19 protein-coding genes are annotated in these 22,969 nt (G+C 60.0%); 5 read left to right on the top strand and 14 right to left on the bottom strand.

Annotated features, from left to right (window positions below):
* Positions 1-10 precede the first annotated feature (10 nt).
* The 3 genes from HMPREF2630_RS01115 to rfbB form a co-directional block, all read right to left on the bottom strand.
* On the bottom strand, positions 11-670 hold the full coding sequence (locus HMPREF2630_RS01115) for a 50S ribosomal protein L25/general stress protein Ctc (RefSeq protein WP_012904012.1): 660 nt from the start codon (positions 668-670) through the stop codon (positions 11-13).
* Positions 671-913: 243 nt separating this feature from the next.
* Positions 914-2,338, bottom strand: a complete 1,425-nt coding sequence (gene rfbD / locus HMPREF2630_RS01110; RefSeq protein WP_070483003.1) for a dTDP-4-dehydrorhamnose reductase — start codon at positions 2,336-2,338, stop codon at positions 914-916.
* Positions 2,338-3,336, bottom strand: coding sequence for a dTDP-glucose 4,6-dehydratase (gene rfbB / locus HMPREF2630_RS01105; protein WP_049332946.1), 999 nt, complete (start codon positions 3,334-3,336; stop codon positions 2,338-2,340). The genes rfbD and rfbB overlap by 1 nt, the downstream gene beginning before the upstream one ends.
* Before the next feature lie 74 nt (positions 3,337-3,410).
* Between rfbB and rfbA the strand changes: the two genes are divergently transcribed.
* From rfbA to HMPREF2630_RS01085, 4 genes are all read left to right on the top strand, one after another.
* Positions 3,411-4,271, top strand: coding sequence for a glucose-1-phosphate thymidylyltransferase RfbA (rfbA, locus tag HMPREF2630_RS01100; RefSeq protein WP_049332948.1), 861 nt, complete (start codon positions 3,411-3,413; stop codon positions 4,269-4,271).
* Positions 4,272-4,379: 108 nt separating this feature from the next.
* Positions 4,380-5,864, top strand: coding sequence for a tyrosine-protein kinase domain-containing protein (locus tag HMPREF2630_RS01095; RefSeq protein ID WP_070483001.1), 1,485 nt, complete (start codon positions 4,380-4,382; stop codon positions 5,862-5,864).
* Between the two features lie 108 nt (positions 5,865-5,972).
* The gene (locus tag HMPREF2630_RS01090) at positions 5,973-6,830 is read left to right on the top strand and encodes a nucleotidyltransferase family protein (RefSeq protein WP_083298869.1); all 858 of its coding nucleotides are present in this window, start codon (positions 5,973-5,975) and stop codon (positions 6,828-6,830) included.
* Positions 6,827-7,129 (top strand): PqqD family protein, encoded by a 303-nt coding sequence (locus HMPREF2630_RS01085; RefSeq protein ID WP_049343038.1) that lies wholly within the window; start codon positions 6,827-6,829, stop codon positions 7,127-7,129. Before HMPREF2630_RS01090 ends, HMPREF2630_RS01085 begins: the two co-directional genes overlap by 4 nt.
* A 129-nt stretch (positions 7,130-7,258) precedes the next feature.
* Here the strand turns inward: HMPREF2630_RS01085 and HMPREF2630_RS01080 are convergent, their stop codons facing one another.
* The 11 genes from HMPREF2630_RS01080 to HMPREF2630_RS01030 form a co-directional block, all read right to left on the bottom strand.
* Positions 7,259-8,509: a glycosyltransferase gene (locus HMPREF2630_RS01080; RefSeq protein ID WP_049343037.1), complete on the bottom strand. Its 1,251-nt coding sequence runs from the start codon at positions 8,507-8,509 to the stop codon at positions 7,259-7,261.
* Between the two features lie 13 nt (positions 8,510-8,522).
* Positions 8,523-9,467 (bottom strand): glycosyltransferase family 2 protein, encoded by a 945-nt coding sequence (locus HMPREF2630_RS01075; RefSeq protein ID WP_070482998.1) that lies wholly within the window; start codon positions 9,465-9,467, stop codon positions 8,523-8,525.
* A 72-nt stretch (positions 9,468-9,539) separates the two neighbouring features.
* Positions 9,540-10,583, bottom strand: coding sequence for a glycosyltransferase family 4 protein (locus HMPREF2630_RS01070; protein WP_070482994.1), 1,044 nt, complete (start codon positions 10,581-10,583; stop codon positions 9,540-9,542).
* A gap of 167 nt (positions 10,584-10,750) precedes the next feature.
* A complete protein-coding gene (locus tag HMPREF2630_RS01065) occupies positions 10,751-12,079 on the bottom strand; it encodes an O-antigen ligase family protein (protein ID WP_070482992.1) in 1,329 nt (442 codons plus the stop codon).
* The gene (locus tag HMPREF2630_RS01060) at positions 12,076-13,203 is read right to left on the bottom strand and encodes a glycosyltransferase family 4 protein (protein ID WP_070482988.1); all 1,128 of its coding nucleotides are present in this window, start codon (positions 13,201-13,203) and stop codon (positions 12,076-12,078) included. The genes HMPREF2630_RS01065 and HMPREF2630_RS01060 overlap by 4 nt, the downstream gene beginning before the upstream one ends.
* A 17-nt stretch (positions 13,204-13,220) precedes the next feature.
* Positions 13,221-15,464 (bottom strand): N-acetylneuraminate synthase family protein, encoded by a 2,244-nt coding sequence (locus HMPREF2630_RS01055; RefSeq protein ID WP_049343032.1) that lies wholly within the window; start codon positions 15,462-15,464, stop codon positions 13,221-13,223.
* Between the two features lie 87 nt (positions 15,465-15,551).
* Positions 15,552-16,280: an acylneuraminate cytidylyltransferase family protein gene (locus HMPREF2630_RS01050; RefSeq protein ID WP_070482985.1), complete on the bottom strand. Its 729-nt coding sequence runs from the start codon at positions 16,278-16,280 to the stop codon at positions 15,552-15,554.
* Positions 16,280-17,380: a hypothetical protein gene (locus HMPREF2630_RS01045; RefSeq protein ID WP_049332971.1), complete on the bottom strand. Its 1,101-nt coding sequence runs from the start codon at positions 17,378-17,380 to the stop codon at positions 16,280-16,282. Before HMPREF2630_RS01045 ends, HMPREF2630_RS01050 begins: the two co-directional genes overlap by 1 nt.
* The gene (locus HMPREF2630_RS01040; protein WP_070482982.1) at positions 17,371-18,369 is read right to left on the bottom strand and encodes a CgeB family protein; all 999 of its coding nucleotides are present in this window, start codon (positions 18,367-18,369) and stop codon (positions 17,371-17,373) included. Before HMPREF2630_RS01040 ends, HMPREF2630_RS01045 begins: the two co-directional genes overlap by 10 nt.
* Positions 18,370-18,593: 224 nt before the next feature.
* A complete protein-coding gene (locus HMPREF2630_RS01035; protein WP_070482979.1) occupies positions 18,594-19,514 on the bottom strand; it encodes a glycosyltransferase family 2 protein in 921 nt (306 codons plus the stop codon).
* Positions 19,515-19,660: 146 nt separating this feature from the next.
* Complete coding sequence (locus HMPREF2630_RS01030; protein WP_246822728.1) at positions 19,661-21,376, bottom strand: ABC transporter ATP-binding protein; 1,716 nt, start codon at positions 21,374-21,376, stop codon at positions 19,661-19,663.
* Between the two features lie 424 nt (positions 21,377-21,800).
* On the opposite strand from HMPREF2630_RS01030, the gene HMPREF2630_RS01025 reads away from it, so the two are divergent.
* Positions 21,801-22,967 carry an arsenate reductase/protein-tyrosine-phosphatase family protein gene (locus HMPREF2630_RS01025; RefSeq protein ID WP_070482974.1) on the top strand — a complete coding sequence of 389 codons (1,167 nt, stop codon included), beginning with the start codon at positions 21,801-21,803 and terminating at the stop codon, positions 22,965-22,967.
* Positions 22,968-22,969: the final 2 nt, after the last annotated feature.

The raw sequence follows: 22,969 nt of genomic DNA, 5'->3' as shown, positions 1-22,969 counted from the left end.
AGGGCGCGGTCTAGTGCTTTGAGTTATCTGAGTCGTGAGCTTCGCCAGCCTGATCTGATTCCTCGGAAGCTTCAACGATGTCACCCTCGGGTGCGTTTTCGCCTTCTTCACCGGGCTCGGGAACGTCGAGTTCCTCGGGCTCAGAAACGTTAACGATCAGCAGTTCAGCGTCTGCAACCAGGGTTACGCCTGAGGGCAGTTCAACGTCTGATGCCAGAACGTGAGCGCCAGCTTCGCGGCCTTCGATGCTCACGGTCAAAGCTTCGGGTGCCTTCAGTGCGTCAGCTTCAACCAGAAGAACGGTTTCTTCCTGGTTAGCAACGGCGCCAACAGCAGGCTCGCCTTCAACGTGTACAGGAACCTCAATCTCAACGCGCTCGCCGCGCTTAACGGTCAGCAGGTCGATGTGCTGCAGTTCGGGGCGGATTGCGTGACGCTGGATGTCCTTGATCATTGCGAGGTGTGATTCACCTTCGATGTCGAGGTCGAGGATAGCGTTGGGGACGCGGGCAGCCAGGGTGGTTGCGTGGCCGGGGAGTACTACGTGCTTGGGCTCTTCGCCGTGGCCGTAGATGACGGCGGGGATGTCGCCTGCCATGCGGATGCGGCGCGCGTAGCCCTTGCCGAAGTCGCTACGTACGGTAGCTGAAATTTTGATGGTATCTGACATGAGTTGTCCACCCTTTCTTGGTTAGAAGTTATGCGCCAAGTGGAATAGGGACTGGCGCCAGAAATCTCTTTCCAACCAGCCACCGTCAGTTACGGACCTACACGTTTCGTGTATTCCACCGCCTTGGCCAAGACAATATTGTACAGGTTCCCGGCTCTTCTTCAAGAGCCGGGAACCTGTGATATGGCGATTTTCACGCCTTTTATGCTGTTGTCAGCGGTATGAGTCCGAATCCTTAAGGGATTAGGAGCCCATTTCTGCAAGGTAGGCGGCGAGCGCCTCGCGGTGATCGCGCGGGGTGAAGCCCGCGGCAATCAGCTTGGACAGGTCCATCGCCGAGTTCGTCGGACGGTGAGCGAAAAGCTCAACGTTGGCGAAGTAGGCCTCGGTGGTGGTGTCGCTGACGCGTGCCGGGTCGTGGCCGGTACCCTCGTACACCGCGCGGGCGAACTGGGCCCAGTTGATGACCTCACCGGTGTTCGACACGTTGTAGGTGCCGTATTCCGCGCCCGAGAAGAGCAGGTGCAGAGCAGCAGCTGCCAAATCCTGGGTGAAGGTCGGGCGACCCCACTGGTCGGCAACCACGGACGGGTCGATGCCGCGCTCTGCCAGGGAGGCCATGGTGCCCACGAAGTTCTTACCGGCACCAACAACCCAGCTGGTGCGCAGGGTGTAGTGCTTACGCCATGCGGCGGCGGCAACCTCACCGGCTGCCTTGGACGCGCCGTAAACACTCAGCGGTGCCAGGGGGTAATCCTCCGGGTACTCCTCGCCCAGGGGCAGGGAGCCGTCGAAGACGTAGTCGGTGGACACGTGCACCAGCGGCAGGTTGGCTTCCTCGCAGATGGAGGCGAGCGCGCTCACGCCCAGGGCGTTGGCTGCCCAGGCTTCACGACGACCCTCGGGGGTCTCGGCCTGATCCACGGCGGTGTAGGCCGCAGCGTTGATGACCGCGCGGAAGGAGCGCCAGCGGAAGGCGTCGCGCCACTGCTCGGGCTTACCCAGGTCCAGGCGGTCGCGGTCGACGGCCAGGAAGGGCACCTTCTGCTCGGTCAGCTGGCGAACCAGCTCGGTGCCGAGCTGACCGCCCGCGCCAATAATCAGGATCGGGTCGGCTTCGAGGGGCTTAATCTCGCTCAGGCGCGGGTGGTTGCGGTCCTTCTCGGAGAGCTCAGCCTTTGCCAGGTCGATAGGCCAGTCGATGGCGACGGTCTCATCGGCCAGGTTCAGGAAGCTGTAGCCGGATACCGCATCCGCCGACCAGTGGTCGTTGACCAGGTAGGTGTAGGCGGTGTTCTCTTCCAGGGTCTGGAAGGAGTTGCCCACGCCGCGGGGCACGAAGATTGCGGTGTCCGGGCCCAGCTCAACGGTGACGACCTTGCCGAAGGACTCGCCGGCACGCAGGTCAACCCATGCGCCGAAGATGCGGCCGGTCGCAACCGACACGTACTTGTCCCAGGGCTCGGCGTGGATACCGCGGGTGGTACCCACCGAAGCGTTGAACGAAATGTTGTTCTGCACCGGGTTGAAGTCGGGCAGGCCGGCGGCGACCATCTTTTCGCGCTGCCAGTTCTCCTTAAACCAGCCGCGGTTATCGCCGTGCACCGGCAGGTCGATGATGAGCAGGCCGGGAATCTCGGTCTCGGTAACCTTCAGCTCCTTGGTCATTACTGACCAGCCTTCGCGTACTTAGCCTCGACCTCAGCCTTCAGGGGCTCCCACCAGCCGCGGTTGTCGGTGTACCACTTGATGGTGTCTGCCAGGCCGGACTCGAAGTCGGTGAACTTCGGCTCCCAGCCGAGCTCTGCACGCAGGCGGCTACCGTCGATGGCGTAGCGCAGGTCGTGACCGGGGCGGTCGACAACGTGCTCGAAGTCGTTCTCGTCCTTGCCCATCAGGCGCAGGATGGTGCGCAGAACGGTGATGTTGTTCTCTTCGCCGTCCGCACCAATGAGGTAGGTTTCGCCAATCTTACCCTGCTCCAGGATGCGCAGCACGGCCGAGGAGTGGTCGGATGCGTGAATCCAGTCACGAACGTTCAGGCCCTCGCCGTACAGCTTCGGGGTCAGGCCCGAGAGGATGTTGGTGATCTGGCGAGGAATGAACTTCTCGATGTGCTGGTAGGGGCCGTAGTTGTTCGAGCAGTTCGAGATGGTGGCCTCGATGCCGAAGGAACGAACCCAGGCGCGCACAAGCAGGTCGGAGCCTGCCTTGGTGGAGGAGTACGGGGAGGAGGGGTTATAGGGGGTGGTTTCAGTGAACTTAGCGGGATCGTCCAGCTCGAGGTCGCCGAAGACCTCGTCGGTGGAGATGTGGTGGTAGCGGGTACCGTGCTTACGGACCGCCTCCAGCAGGCTGAAGGTACCCACCAGGTTGGTGTGAATAAAGGGTTCGGGGTTGGCCAGCGAGTTGTCGTTGTGAGACTCCGCTGCGTAGTGAACAACGGCGTCAGCCTTGCCGACCAGTTCGTCTGCCAGCTCGCGATCCGCAATGTCGCCGACGACGAGCTTGAAACGAGATTCGGGAAGACCTTCCAAAGACGCAGCATTTGCGGCGTAGGTCATCTTATCCAGCACGGTAATCGTGTGATCAGTGTTATCGATGAGGTGGTGAACAAAGTTCGAACCAATAAAACCGGCACCGCCGGTAACAAGAATGTGAGCCATACGGTAGATTTTACCCGGCTAAAGAGCGATTTTTACGCCTCAACAAAGAGATAAACATGACACAATAAGAAGTTATGAAGGGAATTATTCTTGCCGGCGGTACCGGTAGTCGTTTGCACCCCATCACTCAGGGTATTAGCAAGCAGCTCACTCCGGTCTATGACAAGCCGATGATTTACTACCCGCTGTCCACTCTGATGCTTGCGGGTATTCGCGATATTTTGATTATTACCACTCCGGCCGATCAGGAGCAGTTTAAGCGTTTGCTCGGCGACGGTTCTCGTTTTGGTATTAATCTCGAATATAAAGTTCAGCCTTCCCCGGACGGCCTGGCTCAGGCATTTATTCTGGGCGCCGATTTTATTGGCAATGATCCCGTAGCGCTCGTGCTCGGTGACAATATTTTCTACGGCCCCGGTCTCGGCACCCAGCTGGCCACTTACGAGCAGAAGGACGGCGCGACCGTCTTTGCATATCGCGTGGCTGATCCCCGCGCCTACGGTGTGGTGGAATTTGATGAGGACTTCAATGCCCTCTCTATTGAGGAGAAGCCCGAGAACCCCAAGAGCGATTACGCGATTCCGGGTCTGTACTTCTACGATTCGAAGGTCGTAGAGTACGCCCGACAGATTAAGCCTTCGCCCCGCGGTGAGTTGGAAATCACTGACCTTAACCGCGTCTACCTGGAACAGGGTAAACTGAAGGTTGAGGTTTTGCCGCGCGGCACCGCATGGCTCGATACCGGAACCTTTGATTCACTCGCTGATGCCACTAACTTCATCCGCACCGTCCAGAGCCGTCAGGGTCTGTCCGTCGGTTGCCCGGAGGAAATTGCGTGGCGTCACGGTTGGCTTTCCGACGAGCAGCTCCGCGAGATTGCTACCCCGCTTACCAAGAGCGGTTACGGTAGCTACCTGCTCGGATTGCTCCGCTAAGCTTCACACCGCAACCCAGGGGATATACCGTATCCCTTCACCGCCCGCGGCAGTACTCCACGTCACGGGCACACACTAACTCAAACTTTCTGGAGTATTCTCACTACTATGACCATTTTGGAATTCTTCCGCACCACGAGGGCTAACCTCTGGTTGCTGATTATTGGCATCATCATTGGTGCCGCGGTGGGCTTCGGCTATGCATCCCTGCAGCCGAAGGTGTACGCCGCCTCGTCCTCGGGCTACGTGACCGTGGGCGAGTCCGGTACGGTGGATGTTCTCTCGGGCTCTACAGCCGCTAAGGAGCGTGCTCGCTCCTACGCAGCTATCGTCTCCTCTGAGGCCGTGGCACAGAAGATTAAGCAGAACACCCCTGAGCTCTCCCTAACCACCGGTCAGATTCGTTCTAGCCTCACCGCAACTGCAGGTGACAATGCTGCGCTGATTACCGTGAGCGCCCAGGCTTCTTCCCCGAAGAACGCACAGCTGCTCGCCAACAGCGCTCTGCAGGCTACCGCTGACTACATCAAGGAAATTGAGCAGAACCCCGGTAACGCTCAGGCCCTGGTTAACGGCGATAGCAACGCTGCGGCAACCCCCCCGGCAAACAGCAATACCGTCCGTGTGATTCCGCTGAACAACGCAAGCGTCAACCCGCCGCTGGTTTCCCCGAACTACCAGCAGAACACTCTGATTGGCGCCGTTATCGGCCTGGTCGTGGTGTACACCGCCATCTTCCTGCGCCGCGCACTGGATCAGCGCATCCGCACCCGTGACGACGCCACCAAGGCAACCGGCGCAAGCATCCTGGGTGTGCTGCCCGTCAGTGAGGACCTGAACGAAGAGAACATCGTGAACGGTGACACCGACGACCACATCGCGCAGGAATCGATTCGTCAGCTGCGTACCAACCTGCGCTTCGTGAATGTTGATACTCCCCCGCGCTCATTCATCGTCACCTCCGCTGTACCCGGTGAAGGTAAGTCGACCGTGTCGCTCTCGCTGGCTCGCTCCCTGGCCGACGCCGGTTCACCCGTCATCCTCATTGACGCCGACCTCCGCCGCCCGACCGTGGCTAAGAAGCTGAAGCTCGACGCCAAGGTCGGTCTGACCCAGGTTCTGGCCGGTCAGGTGGAGATTGCAAACGCCGTGCACCAGCTGGGCGATTCGAACCTCTTCGTGCTTCCCGCGGGCCGCATCCCCCCGAACCCCTCTGAGCTTCTGGGCTCGGACAAGATGCGCCAGCTCATCAAGGAACTCTCCGAAGAGTTCATCGTGGTCGTCGACGTTCCGCCGCTGCTGCCCGTGACCGACGCGTCGTTGCTCTCCCACTCCGTGGACGGCGTGATTCTGGTCGGTTCGATTGGCCGCAGCCACCGCGAGCAGATGACCGAGGCTTCCAGCATCCTGAAGAAGGTCAACGCAAACCTCTTCGGTCTTGTTCTGAACCGTGCACCCCGTAAGGGCCTGGGTAACTCCTACTACGGCTTCGGTTACGCAAGCACCTACGTGGGCTACGCAACCTACTACGGCTACGGTAAGGACGGCGATAAGAAGTCCTCGAAGTCGAAGTCCTCAGCCCCCAAGGCATAACCTTTCGACCCTCTCCCCACGGGGAGCAACATACGGCGGGAAGGGCAGTGTTTCTGTCCCTCCCGCCGTATACTTATTTGGTATAGACCGGTGCACCGAAAGGTTATTGTGACCACTCACTCCACCAATACCCCGGAGCCGCTCACCACTCCGCTCGCGGCACGGATTCGGCTTGCGCACGCCTACTTCCAGCACATAGCCGATAAGCATTCCATCGACGTTCTGCATATCAAGGGCTATGCGTTCTCGCAGGAAATTTACCGCAAGGGTAGGTACAGCTCCGACGCTGACCTGTTGGTCCGTCCATCGCAGGTGGACCGCTTTGTGCAGATTCTCCTGGCGGATGGCTGGCGTATCCAGGCCCACTTTGAGACGGGCTCAGTGTTCGAGCACGCCATGACCCTCTACCATGCCTCCTGGGGCCTGACCGATATTCATCGATTCTTCCCCGGCCTCGGCCGCCACGGTGACTACGAGAAGACCTTTGACCGTGTGTGGACAGCCCACCGTACCCGATTCATCGCTCACCGGCCCTGTACGGTCCCCTCAGACCTGGATGCGCGCCTTATCGTGGTGCTACACCGCGCCCGAGCTGCGTCCCGTTACAGCGCGGATATCAACTATCTGGTGAACCGCATGTCCTACGCAGACTGGCAGCGGCTTAAGGAACGTGCCAACGAGCTCGATTCAAACCTGGCCTACAGCGCGGCCATGGGCGGGCTTGAACAGTACCGAGGCGATCGCGACTATCTGCTGTGGCTTTCCGTTTCGCAGGATGTCCCCCACTACGTTCAGTGGATTGGTCGGCTTCGGTCGGCAACCACCCTGCGCGATAAGCTACGCACCCTGAAGAATATCTTCTTCGTCAATAAGGACCACCTGGCCATGCAGCTTGGCCGTACCCCCACGCGTGCCGAGGTGCGTGCCAAGTTCTTTGAACGCTTTGGAATCGAGGTGAAAAAATGACCGCAGAATCCCCTCAGCCCGTGTATGGTATCCCGGAAAATATCGCCTACGTACATTCCGAGGAGTTCGCCAAGTACTCCCCCACCGCCACGTATATCGCGAATCTAGACACCGGGGAGCACTCTATCCTGCAGGGCTCGGCCTCCATCATCTGGGGTCTTTTCGAGGAACCCACGAGCGAGGAGGAAGCGATTGAGACCATCTGTGAGCTCTACGAACAGCCCGCAGAGGTTATCGCGCCGCAGATTGAGGATTTCATTCCCGAGCTGCTCTCCAAGAACCTCTTGGAGACTCTCTAGGGCCTCTCTGTAGCTCGAAAGCGGGTATAACGTAAAGAAGGCCGGGGCGGTCAGACTTTTAGTCTGACCGCCCCGCCTTCTTTGTCTCCATGAACGATCGGAGAGCACGGACAAGCGAGAGAAGCGCCTTTACTGGTCTTCGGGAAGCGCCTGGATGTAGGACTTCAGTCGGCTGATGAACCGTGCCTCCGAGAAACTATCCACGTGCTCACGGATGTAGTCGGCGTCCCAGTCCTTCGGGTTGAAGACCTCCAGAGCTGCCTGCAGCTGCTCCACCGTGGGCTGCTCGATGAACACGCCCGTCTTACCTTCCTGAATCGTATCCAGGAAGCCACCCGCGCGGTAGGCGATGACCGCCTTGCCGCTCGCTCCGGCCTCCAGCGGAGTGATGCCGAAGTCCTCGTAGGAAATTGCCAGCAGCGCCAGGCAGTGGCGGTAGGCGTAGCGCAGCTGCGCATCCGTCACACCCGAGGCAATCCGAATCGTGTCACCCGCAATTTGCTGCAGGTGTTCCTTCTCGGGACCGTGACCAATCACCAGCAGTTTCTTGCCCAGGTTATTGCAGGCTTCCACGGCCTTGTCCACGTTCTTGTAGGGCAGCAGACGCGAAACAATCAGGAAGTAATCCTCCCCGCTCATGAACTCTTCAAGACCCGGAATCGGCTCCGTCGGAGCTTTAGGGTCCACCGAGTGCGGAGGGAAGAAGATCGGAACGTCCTTCTTGCCGTACACGTTCTCGATGCGCTTCTTAATGACGCTGGCGTTCGCCACGTAAACCGCCGAGCGGTGCGCAGCCCAGTGATCCCACAGCATCAGCGCCGGACGTAGCGTCTTCAGCAGCAGCGGCACGGGACCGGTGCTCTTCTCGCCCAGGTACTGATCGCTCAGGTAGAGCCAGCGAGCCGGCGAGTGGCAGTAGATAAACTTGCGACCCGCGTAGTTGAAGCCGTGCGCCCAACCCGTCGTCGATACCACGGCACGCTCCGCGGGAACCTTCAGAAGGGAGGAAGCCAGCGGAAGAATCGGCAGGGCCATGCGGTGGTTACGGCGCAGGTAGCCAATCTTGTTCAGAGGACTCGTGATGATTTTAGCGTCCTTGAACTCGGGGAACGTTCCCTCCGGATCGTACAGGGTCGTGTAAATCGGGGCGTCCGGGAACGCGCGATGCATAGCCAAGACCACGCGCTCGGCGCCTCCACGCTGAGTCAGGTAGTCGTGAGCAATTGCGATTTCCTCTGTTGCCTCCGGCTTCACAAAGGGTACGTAGCGACGCACCAGGTGCGCCACCTTCTTCAAGCCCTTCGGAATATCTGCCAGCACCGCGTCGGGATTCTTCGGCCCGGTAAACGGAGCGGAGGTCAAGAGCTGAGCGAGTGACATTTTCTTTTCCCTCCTAGAAAACTTTCTGTGCGCGTTCGGGATAGTGAATACCTGCGTAGGATGCAGCCTCAACCTGCAGAGCCACCAGCTTCTCGGCCAGCTTCGCCGGCAGTTTGAGCAGAATCTTATCGCTCGCATCGCCCAGGGTCTTGATGGTCTTCTCGGTCGTGAACCGGGCCAGGGTCTTGACCAAGAAACCCCACGGGCCGCTCGGGTTCGGGGCCGGATGTGCAGCATCTCCGTGCTTACGGACGAAAATCGTGCGGGCAGATCCCGAGTGCAGGGCGCGCAGGGCACGCACCGCGGTGGTGGTGGCCTCAGCATAGTGCTTGACCTCAACATCGTCAGAAATAATGATGCGGCCACCGGCATCGTGCACCATCTTGCCCATGTCTACGTCTTCCCAACCGTAGAGGCGGTAAGCCGGATCATAGCCTCCGGTACGCTCGTAGAACTCAGCGGAAATCGACGAGTTTCCGTTCCAGTACAGCCAGCGTCCCTCTTCGGCCACGCTCAGGGCACCTTGCTTAAAGCGCGCATCGCGGAAGTTACCGTACACACGGGAGTACGGGGTGTCCGGGTACACGTTCTTGAGGGTACCAATCACGCCGTCGTAGTCGCGGTGCAGACGAATCTGGTTAGCGACGTAATCGGGAGCCGGCTGCAGGTCGTCATCGCAACGGATGAGGATATCGGCATCAGCCGCGCGGTGGCCGGCGTTCAGCGCCGCCACTCGGCCGCGGTTCTCCTCAAAGACAATCTTGGTCAGGTTCAGCTTGCCCTCGGCGATGTAGCGATCAACCACGGCCTCGCTGTTATCGATATCGCCATCGAGGACCACGATGACCTGGAAGTCCTTCTCCGTCTGCTCGGCAAGCGCATCCAGCGGGTAGTGCAGAATCTCCGCGCCACCGCGAGAGGGGATAATGACCGCAGCCTTGTAACGGTGAGTCGTCATGCTTTTCCTTCGGGTTGAGGTGAGATGAGAGTTTGAGTGAAGTATCCCGTGGGGAGGGATCAGACATAGGGATTAGCGAGCGAAGCGTTCCAGAACCTCGCCCACGCGAACCTTGCCCGCCTCGGGAGAGTAGTTCTCCTGCCAACGCCAGAACAGTTCGGAGGTACGTTCTGCCAGGTCGGAGGAGTTCTCGCGCAGCTCCTCCCCCAGGCTCTTGATGGCGGCGGCCAAATCCAGAGGCTGACCGGCCGAGACGATATAGGGGTAGGATTCACCACCCACGACCTCGGCCAGGGCACCGGCATCGCTCACAATCACGGGGATGCGGGCGCTCATCGCTTCAGCAACCACAAGACCGAAGGACTCGGGGGCGATGGAGGGAACCACCAGCATATCGATGGAACCAAAAAGCTGGTCCGGGGTGGTCCAGCCGAGTCGGGTACTGAAAGACGACACCTGCTTCAGCGCTTCCTCCACCTCGGTGCGCTCCTCATCCGAGGCGAACACGGGTTCACCGCCAATGACCAGGTCGTAGGCGACCTCATCAGAGTTCAAGGCGCTCATGGCCGAGCAGAGGGTCGCAATACCCTTCGAGGGGGTCAGACGACCCAGGTACCCCACGCGCAGGCGGCGGTCGCCCACGCTGTGGTCCAGGGCGGTGGACACGCCGCTCACCCAGTTTGCAAAGACTTCGCTGCCGGGGCAGGAGTGCTCCACATAGCGGCTGGGAACCAGAGTCACGGAAGCCTTGCGGCGGGCGAAAGGCACCAGCTTGGCGTTCAATCCGGCCGGTAGCTGGTGCAGGTGCACAATGCGGTTCTTACGACCGCCAGTGGCCGCTGCAGGAACCAGGCCGTTGCACCAGAGCAGAACGTCCTTGTGGCGAGCGTGCCAGGCGCGCAGTGCCAGCATGTACTGGGCTCGGTTTTTCGCCGGAAGCACGACGCGGGCGAAGCCCTCATCGGCGGCCGCCTCCACGAGCTGATTGGGCTCGGAGGGACCGACGATGGTGACCTTATAGCCAAGGCTCCGGGCCGCGCGGGCCACGTTCAGGAGCATGACCTCGCCGCCGCCCATGTCACCGTTATTGGTAGCAATATACAGTTCTTTTTTCATTGTTCTACTCCTAGAGCAATTCACCAGGGAAGGGGATATTGTTCTTCTACAGAACCATCTAGGTTCCCCGGATACGCCAGAACAAGGCGCTCCAATAAGCGTTGCGCGCTATGCTCAAGACTTAGAGAAACTGCCTGTCGAGGCAGAGGATACAAAGTGGATATCCTCTACGCCTTATGGGCATTCTGGGCAGCTATTACGTGGTTATCGGCTTCTTCAGCATCACGAACCTCAATTCGCTCGTCGAAGCCTTCGACGCTCGACTCATCATGGCCGGTGCCCAGACTCTGTTCGCGTTCCAGTACCAACACGCGAATTGCCAAACCGCAGGCCACAGCCCACGGCCAGGTGTAGAACACCTCGCCCAGACGCGATGCACAAATCATGATGGCAACTCCGGCGCCCTGGACAACGTAGAACTTAGCCGGCAGGGTCTTCTTACCGCTAAATACGTTCACGATGTAGAGCACGGTAATGGCTACGACCAGAATCATCCAGAGCCAGCCGCCCTCCACCAGAGCAGACCAGTACGAGTTGTGGAAGAACCACGTCTTGGACCCGGTATGGGTCAGGTAAACATACGCTTCACCCAAGCCCTGGCCGAAGAAGCCGGTGTTCTGCACCTTGACCTCCGCAGCCTGGTCAATCAGCGAGCGCAACGCATCGGTACCGGTACGGTCCGCGAAGACGCCGGACTGCGCGTAGTCGCTGGTCAAAATATCAATCAGCCAGTACAGGGCAACGCCCAGCGCAATACGACCAAAAGTCTTCAGGCGGTTCGCAATGACAATCCAAATCAGGCCCGCTACATACGCCGCAATCGAGGTACGCGAACCCGTAGCCCACAGCAGACCGGAGAAAACCACCACGGCAAGGATGACTTCAATCTTGTTGCGGGCAAAGCTCAAAATCAGCAGGCCAAAGAGACAGTACACCAGACCCGAGAAGTTCTTATCGTTCAGCCAACCGGTCAGGTAGCCGTAGTAACCAGTCACCGGAGCAAAACCAGCAAAATAAGCTACCGCGTTGAAAATGATTGCTGCAGAATATCCCAAAACAATGGAACGAATATGCAGACGCCCATCCGCGATGACCCAGATGAGGACTGTCGCCGCAACCAGGCGGAGCAGACGTCTCGTCCAGTCTGATGCGTCTTCGGAGTGCACGCCGTTAAGCGAGACAATTGCGAGGTAACCCATCGCGATAAACATGATGGTCCGCAGGGTTGCGTAGCGGCTCACGTCAAAAGTCGGTTTACGGGTCAAACCGTATGCCGCCAAGACAATAACAACCACCTGGTTAAAGGGCAGACCGACACCCGGCACAGCGTCACCAAACAGCAGAAGAAACGCCATGATGAATTCAGGCATGCGAATCTGACCGCTCTGGCGACGCACGTATTCGCTACCGCGGGACACGGTTTCAGAGAAGCGCGAAACCTCGGGCTTCTCAGCGGGCTCATTCAAGTGCGCGGAAACCTGCGAAGTCTGGCTCATCGTCGGCCTCCTCGAAGTACACGTGCGTAAATATCAACCGTTTGAGCAGCCATCTGCTCGTTCGAAATCCAGGTGAAAGGCTCCTTATCGCCCTTCTGTAGCTGCCGGCGCATCGCCTGCAGAACCTCTTCGGTGAGCTTGAGGCTCTGACGGTCCACCAGTTCGTCGGCGTTCAGAATCTCCGGGTTACCGCCCACGGCGGTTGCCACGGTCTTCAGCCCGGCTGCTTTGGCGTCCAACAGGGTGTAGGAGCAGTTCTCCCACACCGAAAGCTGAACGATCATATCGCTGCGGCCCATCGCCTCAATGGGGTTAACGAAGCCGCTAAAGGTCACCGAATCGCCCAGGTTCAGACGCTTAGCGTGGGCTTTCAGCTCCTCCCCCAAATCGCCCGAACCGGCAATCTCGAGGTGAGCCTGCGGGTACTCCTCGCGCAGGCGCGCGAAGGCGTCCAGCAACACGTCGATGCCCTTCTCAGGCGACAGACGCGAGAGTGAGAGAATGCGCGGGCCGCCCTCGGCGGGCACGCGCTTCTCGGCGACGGCGGCGGCCACTACGGGGATGTCCACGCCGTTGTATACCAGCTCCACGCCGCGAGCACCCCACTTGGAGCGCATCTGGTCGGCGGTCGAGCGGGACACGGCAATCGCGCGGTTGGTGCCCCACAGGCGCACGCGGTGCACGGTCTCCATGAGCTTCGAACGCCAGGAGCTACCGTGGTACACCGAGTCATTACCGGCGATGCCGTGCTCAGTGGTCAGAAGCTTCGGCACGCAGGTACCACGCTTGATAACGCTACGGATGCGCAGGGCATTCACCACGGCAGCAGCCACAACATCCGCATACGCCAGGTGGCTGTGCACAATCTCCGGGCGAAGCTGCTCAATAGCCTTCTTCAAAGAAGCAAAGGAAGTCTTAAAACCGTAATTGGGGCCGAACTCGGCCTTCACGACGGTGACGCCCAGTTCCTCAAGACGCTCGGTCAGCTTACCCTCGGGTGCGAGAACCACCAGGTTAAAGCCGGGGAGCCCGGCACGTGCCATATCGACAACGTGCCGAGCTACTCCACCAAAATCGGGAACCGGAACGACCCACAGGGCCGTGGGAACTCCGTTTGAATTCATGAGTGAGTGTCTACTTTCTACAGCCACTTCTCGAGGCGGTCCAGGGCGGTGAAGAAGCCTTCACCGTTGTTGATGTGGCCCTGCCAGATTTCGGGAATGAAGGATGCCTTCGGGGCCAGCTCACGCAGCTGCTTGCCCAGCGCGGCCCAGTCCACGTCGCCTTCGCCAACCTGAACGCCCTCACCGTCAACACCAACGCCGTCCACCAGGTGCAGGTGAATCGACAGCGGTGCCAGCTGCTCAACAGCCTCCGACAGCGGAATGTTCAGGAAGTTAGAAGCCAGCATGGTGTGGGAGATGTCCAGGCAGAGCGCGGTGTCGTAGGCACGCGAGAACTCCGCGGTGTCCTTCGGATCCAGGAACAGGTTGTGGTACTGCTGACCACCCATCAGCCAGGGGTACGGGGGCAGGGTCTGAGCGGCCAGGCGCACGCCAGATGCGTCCAGGTGCTTCAGAGCCTCGCCGATACGCTCGTACTTTTCGGCACGCTCGGAGACGGGGATGTGCTTGTCCTTGGTGAAGCCGCCCATGGTCACAACCATGATCGGGTCCTCGTCCACGGTGAAGTAGCGGGTCAGGTCACGGGTGATGTCGATGGTGCGCTGCACCTCGGCGATGGAGCGTTCCCACACCTCGGGGTCCTTCGAGGCGAGGTCCACGAGGAAGTCGCCGGCGAAGAGGTCGGGCAGGTGGGTGGTGAAGCCCATGTCCAGCTTGGAGTCGAAGACATCGTCGATGTTGATGTCCAGGTCCTTGTAGGAGAAGTGGAACTCCAGGAAGTCCGGCTTAGCCTCTTCAATCAGCGGCTTGTAGTCGTGGTAGCGGACGGGCAGACCCCAGGGGCGATCGAACTTGAAGTCGCGGCGGGTGACCAGGTCATCCTTCAGGTCGCCCTCGAAGAAGAACGAGCCTTCTTCAACGTCGCGCTGCATGGTACGGCCGACCAGCTGCGGCAGGTGGTTCGGCTGCAGGCCGCGGCCGGGGGACTTCACGGCCACGTCGGCCTCGGTCACGACCTCGCCCTTAGCGATGTGGCGGGTAGCGACCAGGGACTTGGCCAGGTTCACGCGGTTCATCAGCTCACCGGTGGACACCTCGCGGGGAGCGGCAGAACCGATAGCTGCCTCAACCTCGCGAATCTGCTGGACCATGGCCTTGAATTCCTCGGGCAGCAGAGAGACGGTGTGGTCGTTACCCTCGAGGGTCTTGTCGGTGGTGAAGTGCTTCTCGATGATCTTTGCACCGCGAGCAACGGCGGCAATCGGCACGTGGTAGCCACGCTCGTGGCCCGAGTAACCGACCAGGCACTGGCCAATCTCGGCCAGGCGGTCCATGTAGGCCAGGTTCACGTCCTTGAAGGGTGCGGGGTAGGCCGACTGGCACTGCAGCAGGGCGTAGGATGCGCCGGCGTTACGCAGCAGGGCCACGGACTCGCGAATCTCTTCCTCGCGGCTCATACCGGTGGAAACCAGCATGGGCAGACCGCGGGATGCGACGTCGCGCAGCAGCTCGTGGTTGGTCAGGTCGGCAGAAGCAATCTTCATGCCCTGAATACCGTAGTCGACCAGTGCCTGCACCGAGGGGGCATCCCAGGGGGTGCACATGATATCCATGTTGTGCTGCTTGACGTGGTCGAAGACCTCGTACATCTGGTCCACGCTCAGGGAGAAGCGGGAGAGCAGGTCCAGGGTGTACTGCACGCCCAGGTCCTCGCCAGCGGTGGCGGCACCGCGCTGACGGTAGAGGGCGTCCATGTCACGCAGCTGGAACTTCACGGCGTCGGCACCGGACTCAACGGCCAGGTCCACCAGTTCCTTAGCGAAATCAACGCTACCCTGGTGGTTGTTGCCGATCTCGGCGATGATGAAGGCCGGGGAGTCCTCGCTGATGGTGTGCTTACCGATGCGCAGGACGTCCTGCTCGTCCATGGCGAGCGCCACGAGGTGGCCGCGCTCGTCGGTCAGCGGAACGTGGTTGATGCCCTTGGCAAAGTATGCGCGCAGGGTCTCGGGGTCGGCATCTGCCGGAGCGGTCTGCGGGTTGGTGTTAGCGGCATCCAGGGCGCTGGTCTCCAGGGATGCGGTCGGGTTGGCAATCAGCCAGCGGCGGAAATCGCCGTCGGAGAGAGAACCGCGCAGAATACCGGACTCGTTGACCAGGAAGATGATGCGCTGGCCGTTGGCAGAAATCTTCTGCAGTGCGGTAAGAATCGGGTCTTCAGCGAAGACCACATACGGGGCGATATTACGTTCAATAATCATAGGTTTGAACCTTTTCGTGAGTGTTCTATTGAATGACTGAGTGCCGGTCAATCCGGGACGGCGACGAGAATGTCGCCGGGACGAGGGTTACTTGCTCTCGTTCAGAATCTGAGTGAGCTGATGTTCCGCCACGGAGAAGTCAATCGGCGCGTCGATGTCGACGCCCTCAACCTCGTTGAGCATGAACAAGTCAATCGTACCGCCGGGGTAGCCGGCCAGGCGGTTGTGGTGCTCAGTGTACACAGGAGTCTTCGTGATGTACATGGAGCCGTTCTCGCGGTAGCGGAAGGTTTCCTTAGTCAGCTCCTGACGGCGCGGACGATGCATAATCTCGAAGGCTGCGGTGGGTTCCCCATCGGCGTGCCAGGTCCAAATGAACGGACCGATCGGAATCACGCCGACCATGGAGTCCTTGTCGTTCTCGACGAACTGGCGGACCGCGCGTGCCAGGGTACCGGGCAGACGCACGGGGCTGGTTGCCTGCAGCAGCATGACGGCTTCGGGTGCCCAGTCGTTCTCGGTGTAGAACTCGATGGCGTGCTCGACGACCGGCTCGGTTGCGGTGGTGTCCTCCGCCAGGTGGGCCGGGCGAATGAACGGCACCTCGGCACCGTACTCGCGGGCGATATCGGCCAGCTCGGCATCATCGGTGGAGACGACAACGCGCAGCTCGTGCTCACCGGCAAGCTCTTCCTTCGCGGCCAGGGCCTGCTCGATGGTCCATGCGACCAGCGGCTTACCCGCGATGGGGCGCAGGTTCTTGCGCGGAATGCCCTTCGAGCCGCCGCGTACGGGAATGACGCAGAGAATACGCATTATGCCTCCAGAGTTTCGATGATGAGTTCTGCGATGCGGCGTGCCGGTTCCTTCTCGGGCTGAACCGGGGCGGGGGTGGGTTCGCTCCCCCACCGGTTCATGCCGTAGCGGTCCCAGAATTCCACAAGCCATGCGGGCGGTGCCGGGTGGTACACCCAGGCCGGGATGCCGCGGATAGCCGCCTCCAGCACACCGGTGGAGAAAATCGACACGACGGGGTTCGGTACCTCGTTCAGAGGGGTTCCGGAACGATCAATGCGGATGCCTTCCTTCTCCCACAGCTTGTGGGTCAGCACCGACAGCTTGTCCTTCTCGCTCGGGTGCGGGCGGTAGATACCGCCGTACTTCTTCAGGAAGGAGTGCGCGGCGAAAGCGAAGGATGCTCGCGGCAGCTCGGCGCCGTGCATCTGGCCCAGGAAGATGGGTTCCAAATCGTTCTGCTTCTGCGCCTCGGCACCGGCGGCTTTCTGAGCGGCCAGGTAGAGCAGCTGGGAACCCACCGCGTGGGTGGTCACGTCGCGGCGACCCGACGCCCAGAACTCTGCGTCGGCTTCGCTGAACGCCAACAGAGTTGCGCCAACCGGCAGGGGCGGTGCCTGCGGCACGAGCAGACCGTGCTGTACGACCCAGTACTCAGCACCAATCGCGCGAGAGTACTCGTAGGCGGCCGCGCCGCGGGCCAGGTAGTGGCCGAGGGAAAGGACCACGCGCACACCGGGCAGGAGCCCCTGCAGCTGGTCGCCCGTCACTTCCTGTTCGGTCCAGGCATCACGGCCGTAACGCTCGGTGGCGTACTGGCCGTTGAGGTACTCCGAGGCATCCTCGGGGACCCACAGGGCCACGCCCACGTTCTCGAGGTACTTGAGCGGCTCCAGCAGGGAGTTACGGCTCGTCGGAGAGAAAGAATCGAGCACGATGAGCACGCGGGGTACGGCGCCGCGGGTGTAGAGAACACCGCCAACAGGGGCTTCCTGTTCCGCCGCGCCCCCGCGCAGACGTCCGATAAGGCTGCGGGCCTCGCCCTTAGCCCAACGCAGGGTGTTCTGGCGCTTCTGCCAGGCGGCCCATGCATCAATGTCGAGGGGGTAGGTTAGGCCCATAGTTGCTCCAAAATCTTGACGCGCTGATCAAAGGTGTGCTCGGCCAGGGTTCGCTTCTGACCGGCTTCACGAATCTTTCGCGCCCACTTCGGGTCACGGAAAATGCGGGTACAAATCTCGATGAGCTCATCGATGCTCTCGTACACCAGAACCTCTTCACCCGGAATGTAGTAGCGGTCCACGTCGGGGCGGTCAATCACCTGCAGGGCGCCCACGCCGGGCGCCTCGAAGGTACGCATGGTGAAGCCGTCCTGGTTGTTGTGGATGTTCAGGGTAGCAGGGGAAGACGCCATGATGCCGTAGGCCTCGGAGCGGTCGATGTCGCGGCCGGCGGGAACGCCGGAGTCCTTGAACTGCTTGGTGCGCAGAATATCGTAGGGGTGACGCGACCAAGCACGACCGTAAGCACGCACCGGCAGACCGGCGGCGACGAGGGCCTGCAGGGTCTCCTCGCGGTTGGGGTACTTGGCGCCCACAAAGTTAATGGAGTCCTCGCGGACGGGAACAATCGGGCAGTGGGTGTCGTAGGCGTTCGGCATGTCGAGCACCTCGAATCCCTGTTCACGCAGGTGCTGCGCATCCAGCGGGCTGTAGCTTGCCAGCGAGCCCAGGTGGTGCAGGTCCTCTTCGGTGTAGCTCATGCGTCGCATTTCGTCGTAGAGCCAGGTGCCGTAGCGAACGCCGGAGGTCTCCAGCAGGTCCCACCATTCGCGGGAGAGCATATCGCCCTTAATGACCAGCACAATATCGGGGTGGAACTCGTTGAAAGCATCGATAGCCTTTCGAGTTGCCTGAGCCGCGAAGCTTTCGGGGCGGTACTTCTCGGGTAGCTCGTGGGCGAGCTTGTTGAGGATGCGCTCGGAGAGGGTACCCGGAGCATCATAGATGTGGGTGCGCACATCGTATCCGTGCACTTCCAGGGATGCCTGAATCGCCTTCCAGTACCCGTGGAATGCGGGTGAGAGTAGTAGAAGTTTGGGCTGAGTCATATGAGGATTGGATCCTGTCGGCGTTTGCTATAAGAACCCGCAGGGCAAAACCGTGCGGTGCTATGTGTTGGAGTGAAGCAGAGAGGCACGTTTCAAGCAGAGCTTGCGCTCAAACATACCTACTAAAATTTTACAACGAAAGCAGAAGATGACACATGCTTACGCAGTGTGTCACCTCCAACGTTTAGCTATGGGGCGCTCCGCACCGGGTGCGGACACTAGAGCTAGTTTTCGCGGCGCTCGGCCTTGGCGATGCGCTCCAGGTCGGCGGCGAGGAACCCGCGAGCGTCTACATCCTTATTGCGCAGCGCACGCACAGAGTTCACGAGGAAGTTCGCGTAGCTGGTCGCACGCAGGGCTACGGCCAGCTTCTTTTCCCAGCCCCACTTGTCGGCGTAGATGAAGCGTGCGGTGGTCAGCCACTGGATGCGACGCTCCGAGGGGGAAGACCCGCCGCCCTCGTGGGTAACGGTCACCGAGGGAATCAGGTAGCGGTCCACGCCGGCCTGCGAGAGGCGGTATTGGAAGTCCACCTCTTCGCTGTTCATGTAGAAGCGCTCGTCCATGCCGCCGAGGCGGTTGAATACGGCGCGAGGCACGACCATGCAGGCACCCATAACCCAGTCGACCTTCGCGTCGGAGGTTCCGGTGCATGCCTCAACATCGTGTCCAACGCCGCGGTGCCACCACTTCGTCGGCTTGAAGCGAGCCAAGGGGGTGAACCATTCCCAGGCGATATGTCCGGCGGTGGGGAACTTGCGGGCCACCCACTGCTGCTGGCCGTCGTGGCCGATGACCTGCGGGCTGGCCAGAACCTGGCCGTGTGCCTCGGTTGCGGCGAGCATGCGGGAGATGAAGGTGTCATCCAGCTCCAGGTCGCTGTTGAGGATGAACACCCATTCGCCGGTCGCAGCAGCGACGCCGGAGTTCACGGCCTTACCGAAGCCGCCGTTGACGGCACGGCGCACGACGGTCACGCCCTCAACCTCGGGGAAGGGAACGGGCGAGACGTCGTCCGAAACGACGATCTCGACATCGGAGGGGTCAATCCCCTTCTGCGCGCGGAGGGTGTCAATGATGGAGAGAACCGGTTCCGGCTCGCCGTAAAACGGGATAACCGCAGAGATGCGGGGTGAGTGGGTCATAACATGTCCTTTGAGCGAGGGGGGCGGGCCGCATCAGCGGATGGGGCCCGGCGGTAAGAAAAGAAGCTGAGGCGTGGAGAGGGGCGATTGCGCCAACGCGTCTGTACTATTCGTACCACTGCGTCGCCACAACCGCCCCGCGTCTGCTAGTCCGGCAGCTGGCCCAGGCGAACGAGGTTCGCAAATTCTTCGTTGGCCGCCTGAACTTCCTTGAAGGTGCCCTTATTAGCGATGCGGCCCTGAGAGAGGTACACCAGCTGATCAACGTTGCGCACCGTGGAAAGGCGGTGTGCCACGATAATCACGGTAATCTCCTGAGAGATGCGGTTAATGGTCTGAGTAATCTTGTGCTCGGTCTCGTTGTCCAGCGCACTGGTTGCCTCATCCATAATCAGCAGGCTCGGGTTGCGGTACATCGCACGCGCAATACCCACGCGCTGACGCTGACCACCCGAAAGACGGTTACCGTTCTCACCAATCGGGGTGTTGATGCCGTTTTCCAGAGTCTCGACAACGGGCATCAGCTCCGCCAGCTCGAGGCAGTAGAGCACTCGCTCATCATCGATGTACTGATTGGGAATGCCGAAGGCGACAGCCTCGCGCAGAGTGCCGTTACCCAGGTAGGGGTCCTGAGGAACATAACCAATCTTCTGGTACCAGGAGGGCAGGTCCGTATTGACGTCCTTACCCTGGCTGGAGATAACGCCTCGAGTCGGGGTGAGCAGGCCGAGGATGAGGTCCACAAGGGTCGTCTTACCCGAACCGGAACCGCCCACGAAAGCCACCGAAGTGCCTGCGGGCACATCAAGCTGGATATCGCGCAGAACATCCTTATCGCCATCCGGGTAGCGGTAGACCAGGTTATCGACCAGAACATCCACGGGCTCATTAGTCGGGTTAATAATGGTTGCCGGATCAATATCACCCTTGAATTCAATCATCCGTAGGCGCTGCTCTTCAGGGCTCATCGAGCGGATAACCTTAGCGACTTCTTCACTAGCAAATTCATTCGCGCGAATGCCACCTAGGGAAGCAACCATACGGGTAGCGTTCGGCAGAATACGGATACATGCGGTTGCGAAAAGCATCAGGGCAGGCAAGCTATCGGCGCCCTGGGTAGAGGTCATCAGACCCAGAAGACCCGCAATACCGACGATGAAGATAATTTCCAGAGCATACTTAGGGAAATCAGCGAAGAAGGAAATATTGACGTCACTATTGACGCTACGCAGCGCATGCTGGCGGTACTCTTCAACAGTCAATTCGCGCGAGTTAGAAATACGAATCTCGCGGAAGCCCTTGACGTTATCGAAGAGAGAGCGGAGGGCGTCACGACCGGCGCGGGCAGAAATCTCACCGTACTTAGCGTTTCCTCGACGCAGGAAGAGCTGCATCACAGAGATCGTGACACCGAAGTACACGAAGGCAATCAACGCAGGAACGGGCATAACGAACAGAATCATCGCCAGCAGCACAAGAATTGAGAGCATATCACCGACGAAGTTGATAATTGAGCCAACAAAGCCGCGGTAAGCGAACACCACGTAGGTACCAATCAGGTACACGGTGTCTTCGGGCTGAGACTTCCTGTGATTGAAGTAGCTATCCTTCATGTAGTGGTTAAGGATAGTCGTCGACGTCGCCAGCTGCTGATAACCGGTGAACTTCAGGCTCCAACGTTTAAAAGCGAGCGATGCAATGCCCTTAATGACGAAGGCAAGCACCAGAACGGTACCCAGGTAGAGCACCAAATCAGAACGCTGAGGGTTGCCGAAGATATCAGAAATTACAGCCAGGTAGCCGGTAATTTCAGCGCCCATCGCAATATTCACGATGGGAAGAACAGCAGCAACACCGACCATTTCCATTAGCGAAAGAAGGAATAGGCCGATTAGATTCACAATTAGTAGCGTAAAGCTCCGTCCTGGGAAAAAGATACGAAGCTTAGTGTAAATACTCTTCATTGGTCCTCGTTGGTGAGTGTTTGCACTGGCTTCCGAGTGAGAAGAAGCCCAGCATTTCACGCCAATTCTAGCATGTGACCTCTAAACCCTTTCACTATAAAGTTTGTACTTTAGGTCATCATCACGTCCCCAAGTTGAAACTTTCAGAGCGACCTACATTGAAGATGTATCGGACGAGGCCTTAGGGAATTCGCCACACTCGAGATTCAGAGACCTTTGAAGAGTCAAGCAACTCGGTATGATAGATACTATTCGTTCAACTTCACCCGACACTTCCGGCTTCCCTGTTCACCGTTGGGTACGTCAAGAGAAAAGGCTTTTGATGGGCATCTTCAACATCAAGTCCTTGAAGGACAAGTACACCCGGGGCTCCGCAGAGGAGATCACCGACTCCTCCAAGGCCCCCGAAACCACCGCGACCACTGCGCCGGCATCCGCCCCCTCCATTGCGGAAGGGGTCCGCTCGCTGATCCAGAACAACCCCGACCTGGCAGGCAAGAACCGCCGCGGGGCCGCCCAGCGCTCCATGGTCCCTTCGGGTTCGCTCCGCGAAGTCATGGGCGAGTATGAGGCTCACTCCCCCGCCGAGGTCGCCGCCCAGACGCCCCTTCCCAAAGCATCCGAGCCTTCCCACGCCGAAGAAATCTCTGAGGACGGCACCGTCACCATTGATGCGCAGCCGCTGAACCTCACCGAAACCTCGGGTACCGCCGCCGATATCCTCCCCCTGGACGAACCGTCTGCAGAGGGCTCCTCCTCACGCTCCGTTCACGTCGAGGAACACCACGCACCCACCGTCGCCTCGGGTGTTCTGGCCGACACCGCAGAAGAACCCGCTCCGACAGCCCTCGCGGCACGTGAGGAGACCGCAAGCGCCCCGCAGGGTGAACGCGAACGCACCCCGCTCTTCAAGCTCTCCCCCGGCACCTTCACCCGTAGCGGCGCACACGACACCGACGGCCCCTTCCAGGCGCTCTTCGTGTGCACCGGCAACATTGCCCGCAGCGCCTCCGGCGAGGTTATTTCCAAGCACCTGGCCGCAGAGTACGGGCTGGAGGACAAGTGGACCTTCGCCAGCGCCGGTACCGGCGCGCTGGTCGGTCAGGGCGTGTACGAACTCATCGCCAACGAGCTCATCGAGCGTGGCTACAACCCCGAGGGTTTCGCCTCCCGTCAGCTGACCGAGGAGATCATTAAGAACGCGACCATCATCCTGGTCGCGGAGAAGGTGCACGCCGACTGGATCGTGCGCGAGTGGCCCCAGTACCACTCCAAGATCATGCTACTCAAGCAGGCTGCTCGCCTTCGTGAGGAAGCGCGCCGTGCCGAGCCGCTCTCCTACCTCTACTCCTACGGTGGCACTCCCCTCGCGAGCGATAAGCTCGAGGACCCCTACCGTCGAGGCCCGGCCGCCGCGAAGAAGGCCGTAGACGAGGTTGAAGAGTCGCTACGCGTGATTCTGCCGTGGCTGGCGCGAGCCCACCGCTAAAT

Origin of the sequence: Rothia sp. HMSC072B03 (assembly GCF_001809565.1) — a bacterium.
GTDB lineage: Bacteria > Actinomycetota > Actinomycetes > Actinomycetales > Micrococcaceae > Rothia > Rothia mucilaginosa_A.
This window is presented reverse-complemented; position numbering and strand designations above follow the sequence as displayed.

What these genes read in the sequence shown, in the direction of transcription:
- rfbB (WP_049332946.1), bottom strand. Translation starts at nt 3,336, where the DNA reads ATGGCTCACATTCTTGTTACCGGCGGTGCCGGTTTTATTGGTTCGAAC.
- HMPREF2630_RS01085 (WP_049343038.1), top strand. Translation starts at nt 6,827, where the DNA reads ATGACCGCAGAATCCCCTCAGCCCGTGTATGGTATCCCGGAAAATATC.
- HMPREF2630_RS01075 (WP_070482998.1), bottom strand. Translation starts at nt 9,467, where the DNA reads ATGACGACTCACCGTTACAAGGCTGCGGTCATTATCCCCTCTCGCGGT.
- HMPREF2630_RS01040 (WP_070482982.1), bottom strand. Translation starts at nt 18,369, where the DNA reads ATGACTCAGCCCAAACTTCTACTACTCTCACCCGCATTCCACGGGTAC.
- HMPREF2630_RS01030 (WP_246822728.1), bottom strand. Translation starts at nt 21,376, where the DNA reads ATGGTCGGTGTTGCTGCTGTTCTTCCCATCGTGAATATTGCGATGGGC.
- HMPREF2630_RS01065 (WP_070482992.1), bottom strand. Translation starts at nt 12,079, where the DNA reads ATGAGCCAGACTTCGCAGGTTTCCGCGCACTTGAATGAGCCCGCTGAG.
- HMPREF2630_RS01080 (WP_049343037.1), bottom strand. Translation starts at nt 8,509, where the DNA reads ATGTCACTCGCTCAGCTCTTGACCTCCGCTCCGTTTACCGGGCCGAAG.
- HMPREF2630_RS01025 (WP_070482974.1), top strand. Translation starts at nt 21,801, where the DNA reads ATGGGCATCTTCAACATCAAGTCCTTGAAGGACAAGTACACCCGGGGC.
- rfbD (WP_070483003.1), bottom strand. Translation starts at nt 2,338, where the DNA reads ATGACCAAGGAGCTGAAGGTTACCGAGACCGAGATTCCCGGCCTGCTC.
- HMPREF2630_RS01045 (WP_049332971.1), bottom strand. Translation starts at nt 17,380, where the DNA reads ATGGGCCTAACCTACCCCCTCGACATTGATGCATGGGCCGCCTGGCAG.
- rfbA (WP_049332948.1), top strand. Translation starts at nt 3,411, where the DNA reads ATGAAGGGAATTATTCTTGCCGGCGGTACCGGTAGTCGTTTGCACCCC.
- HMPREF2630_RS01070 (WP_070482994.1), bottom strand. Translation starts at nt 10,583, where the DNA reads ATGAAAAAAGAACTGTATATTGCTACCAATAACGGTGACATGGGCGGC.
- HMPREF2630_RS01115 (WP_012904012.1), bottom strand. Translation starts at nt 670, where the DNA reads ATGTCAGATACCATCAAAATTTCAGCTACCGTACGTAGCGACTTCGGC.
- HMPREF2630_RS01095 (WP_070483001.1), top strand. Translation starts at nt 4,380, where the DNA reads ATGACCATTTTGGAATTCTTCCGCACCACGAGGGCTAACCTCTGGTTG.
- HMPREF2630_RS01055 (WP_049343032.1), bottom strand. Translation starts at nt 15,464, where the DNA reads ATGATTATTGAACGTAATATCGCCCCGTATGTGGTCTTCGCTGAAGAC.
- HMPREF2630_RS01035 (WP_070482979.1), bottom strand. Translation starts at nt 19,514, where the DNA reads ATGACCCACTCACCCCGCATCTCTGCGGTTATCCCGTTTTACGGCGAG.
- HMPREF2630_RS01050 (WP_070482985.1), bottom strand. Translation starts at nt 16,280, where the DNA reads ATGCGTATTCTCTGCGTCATTCCCGTACGCGGCGGCTCGAAGGGCATT.
- HMPREF2630_RS01060 (WP_070482988.1), bottom strand. Translation starts at nt 13,203, where the DNA reads ATGAATTCAAACGGAGTTCCCACGGCCCTGTGGGTCGTTCCGGTTCCC.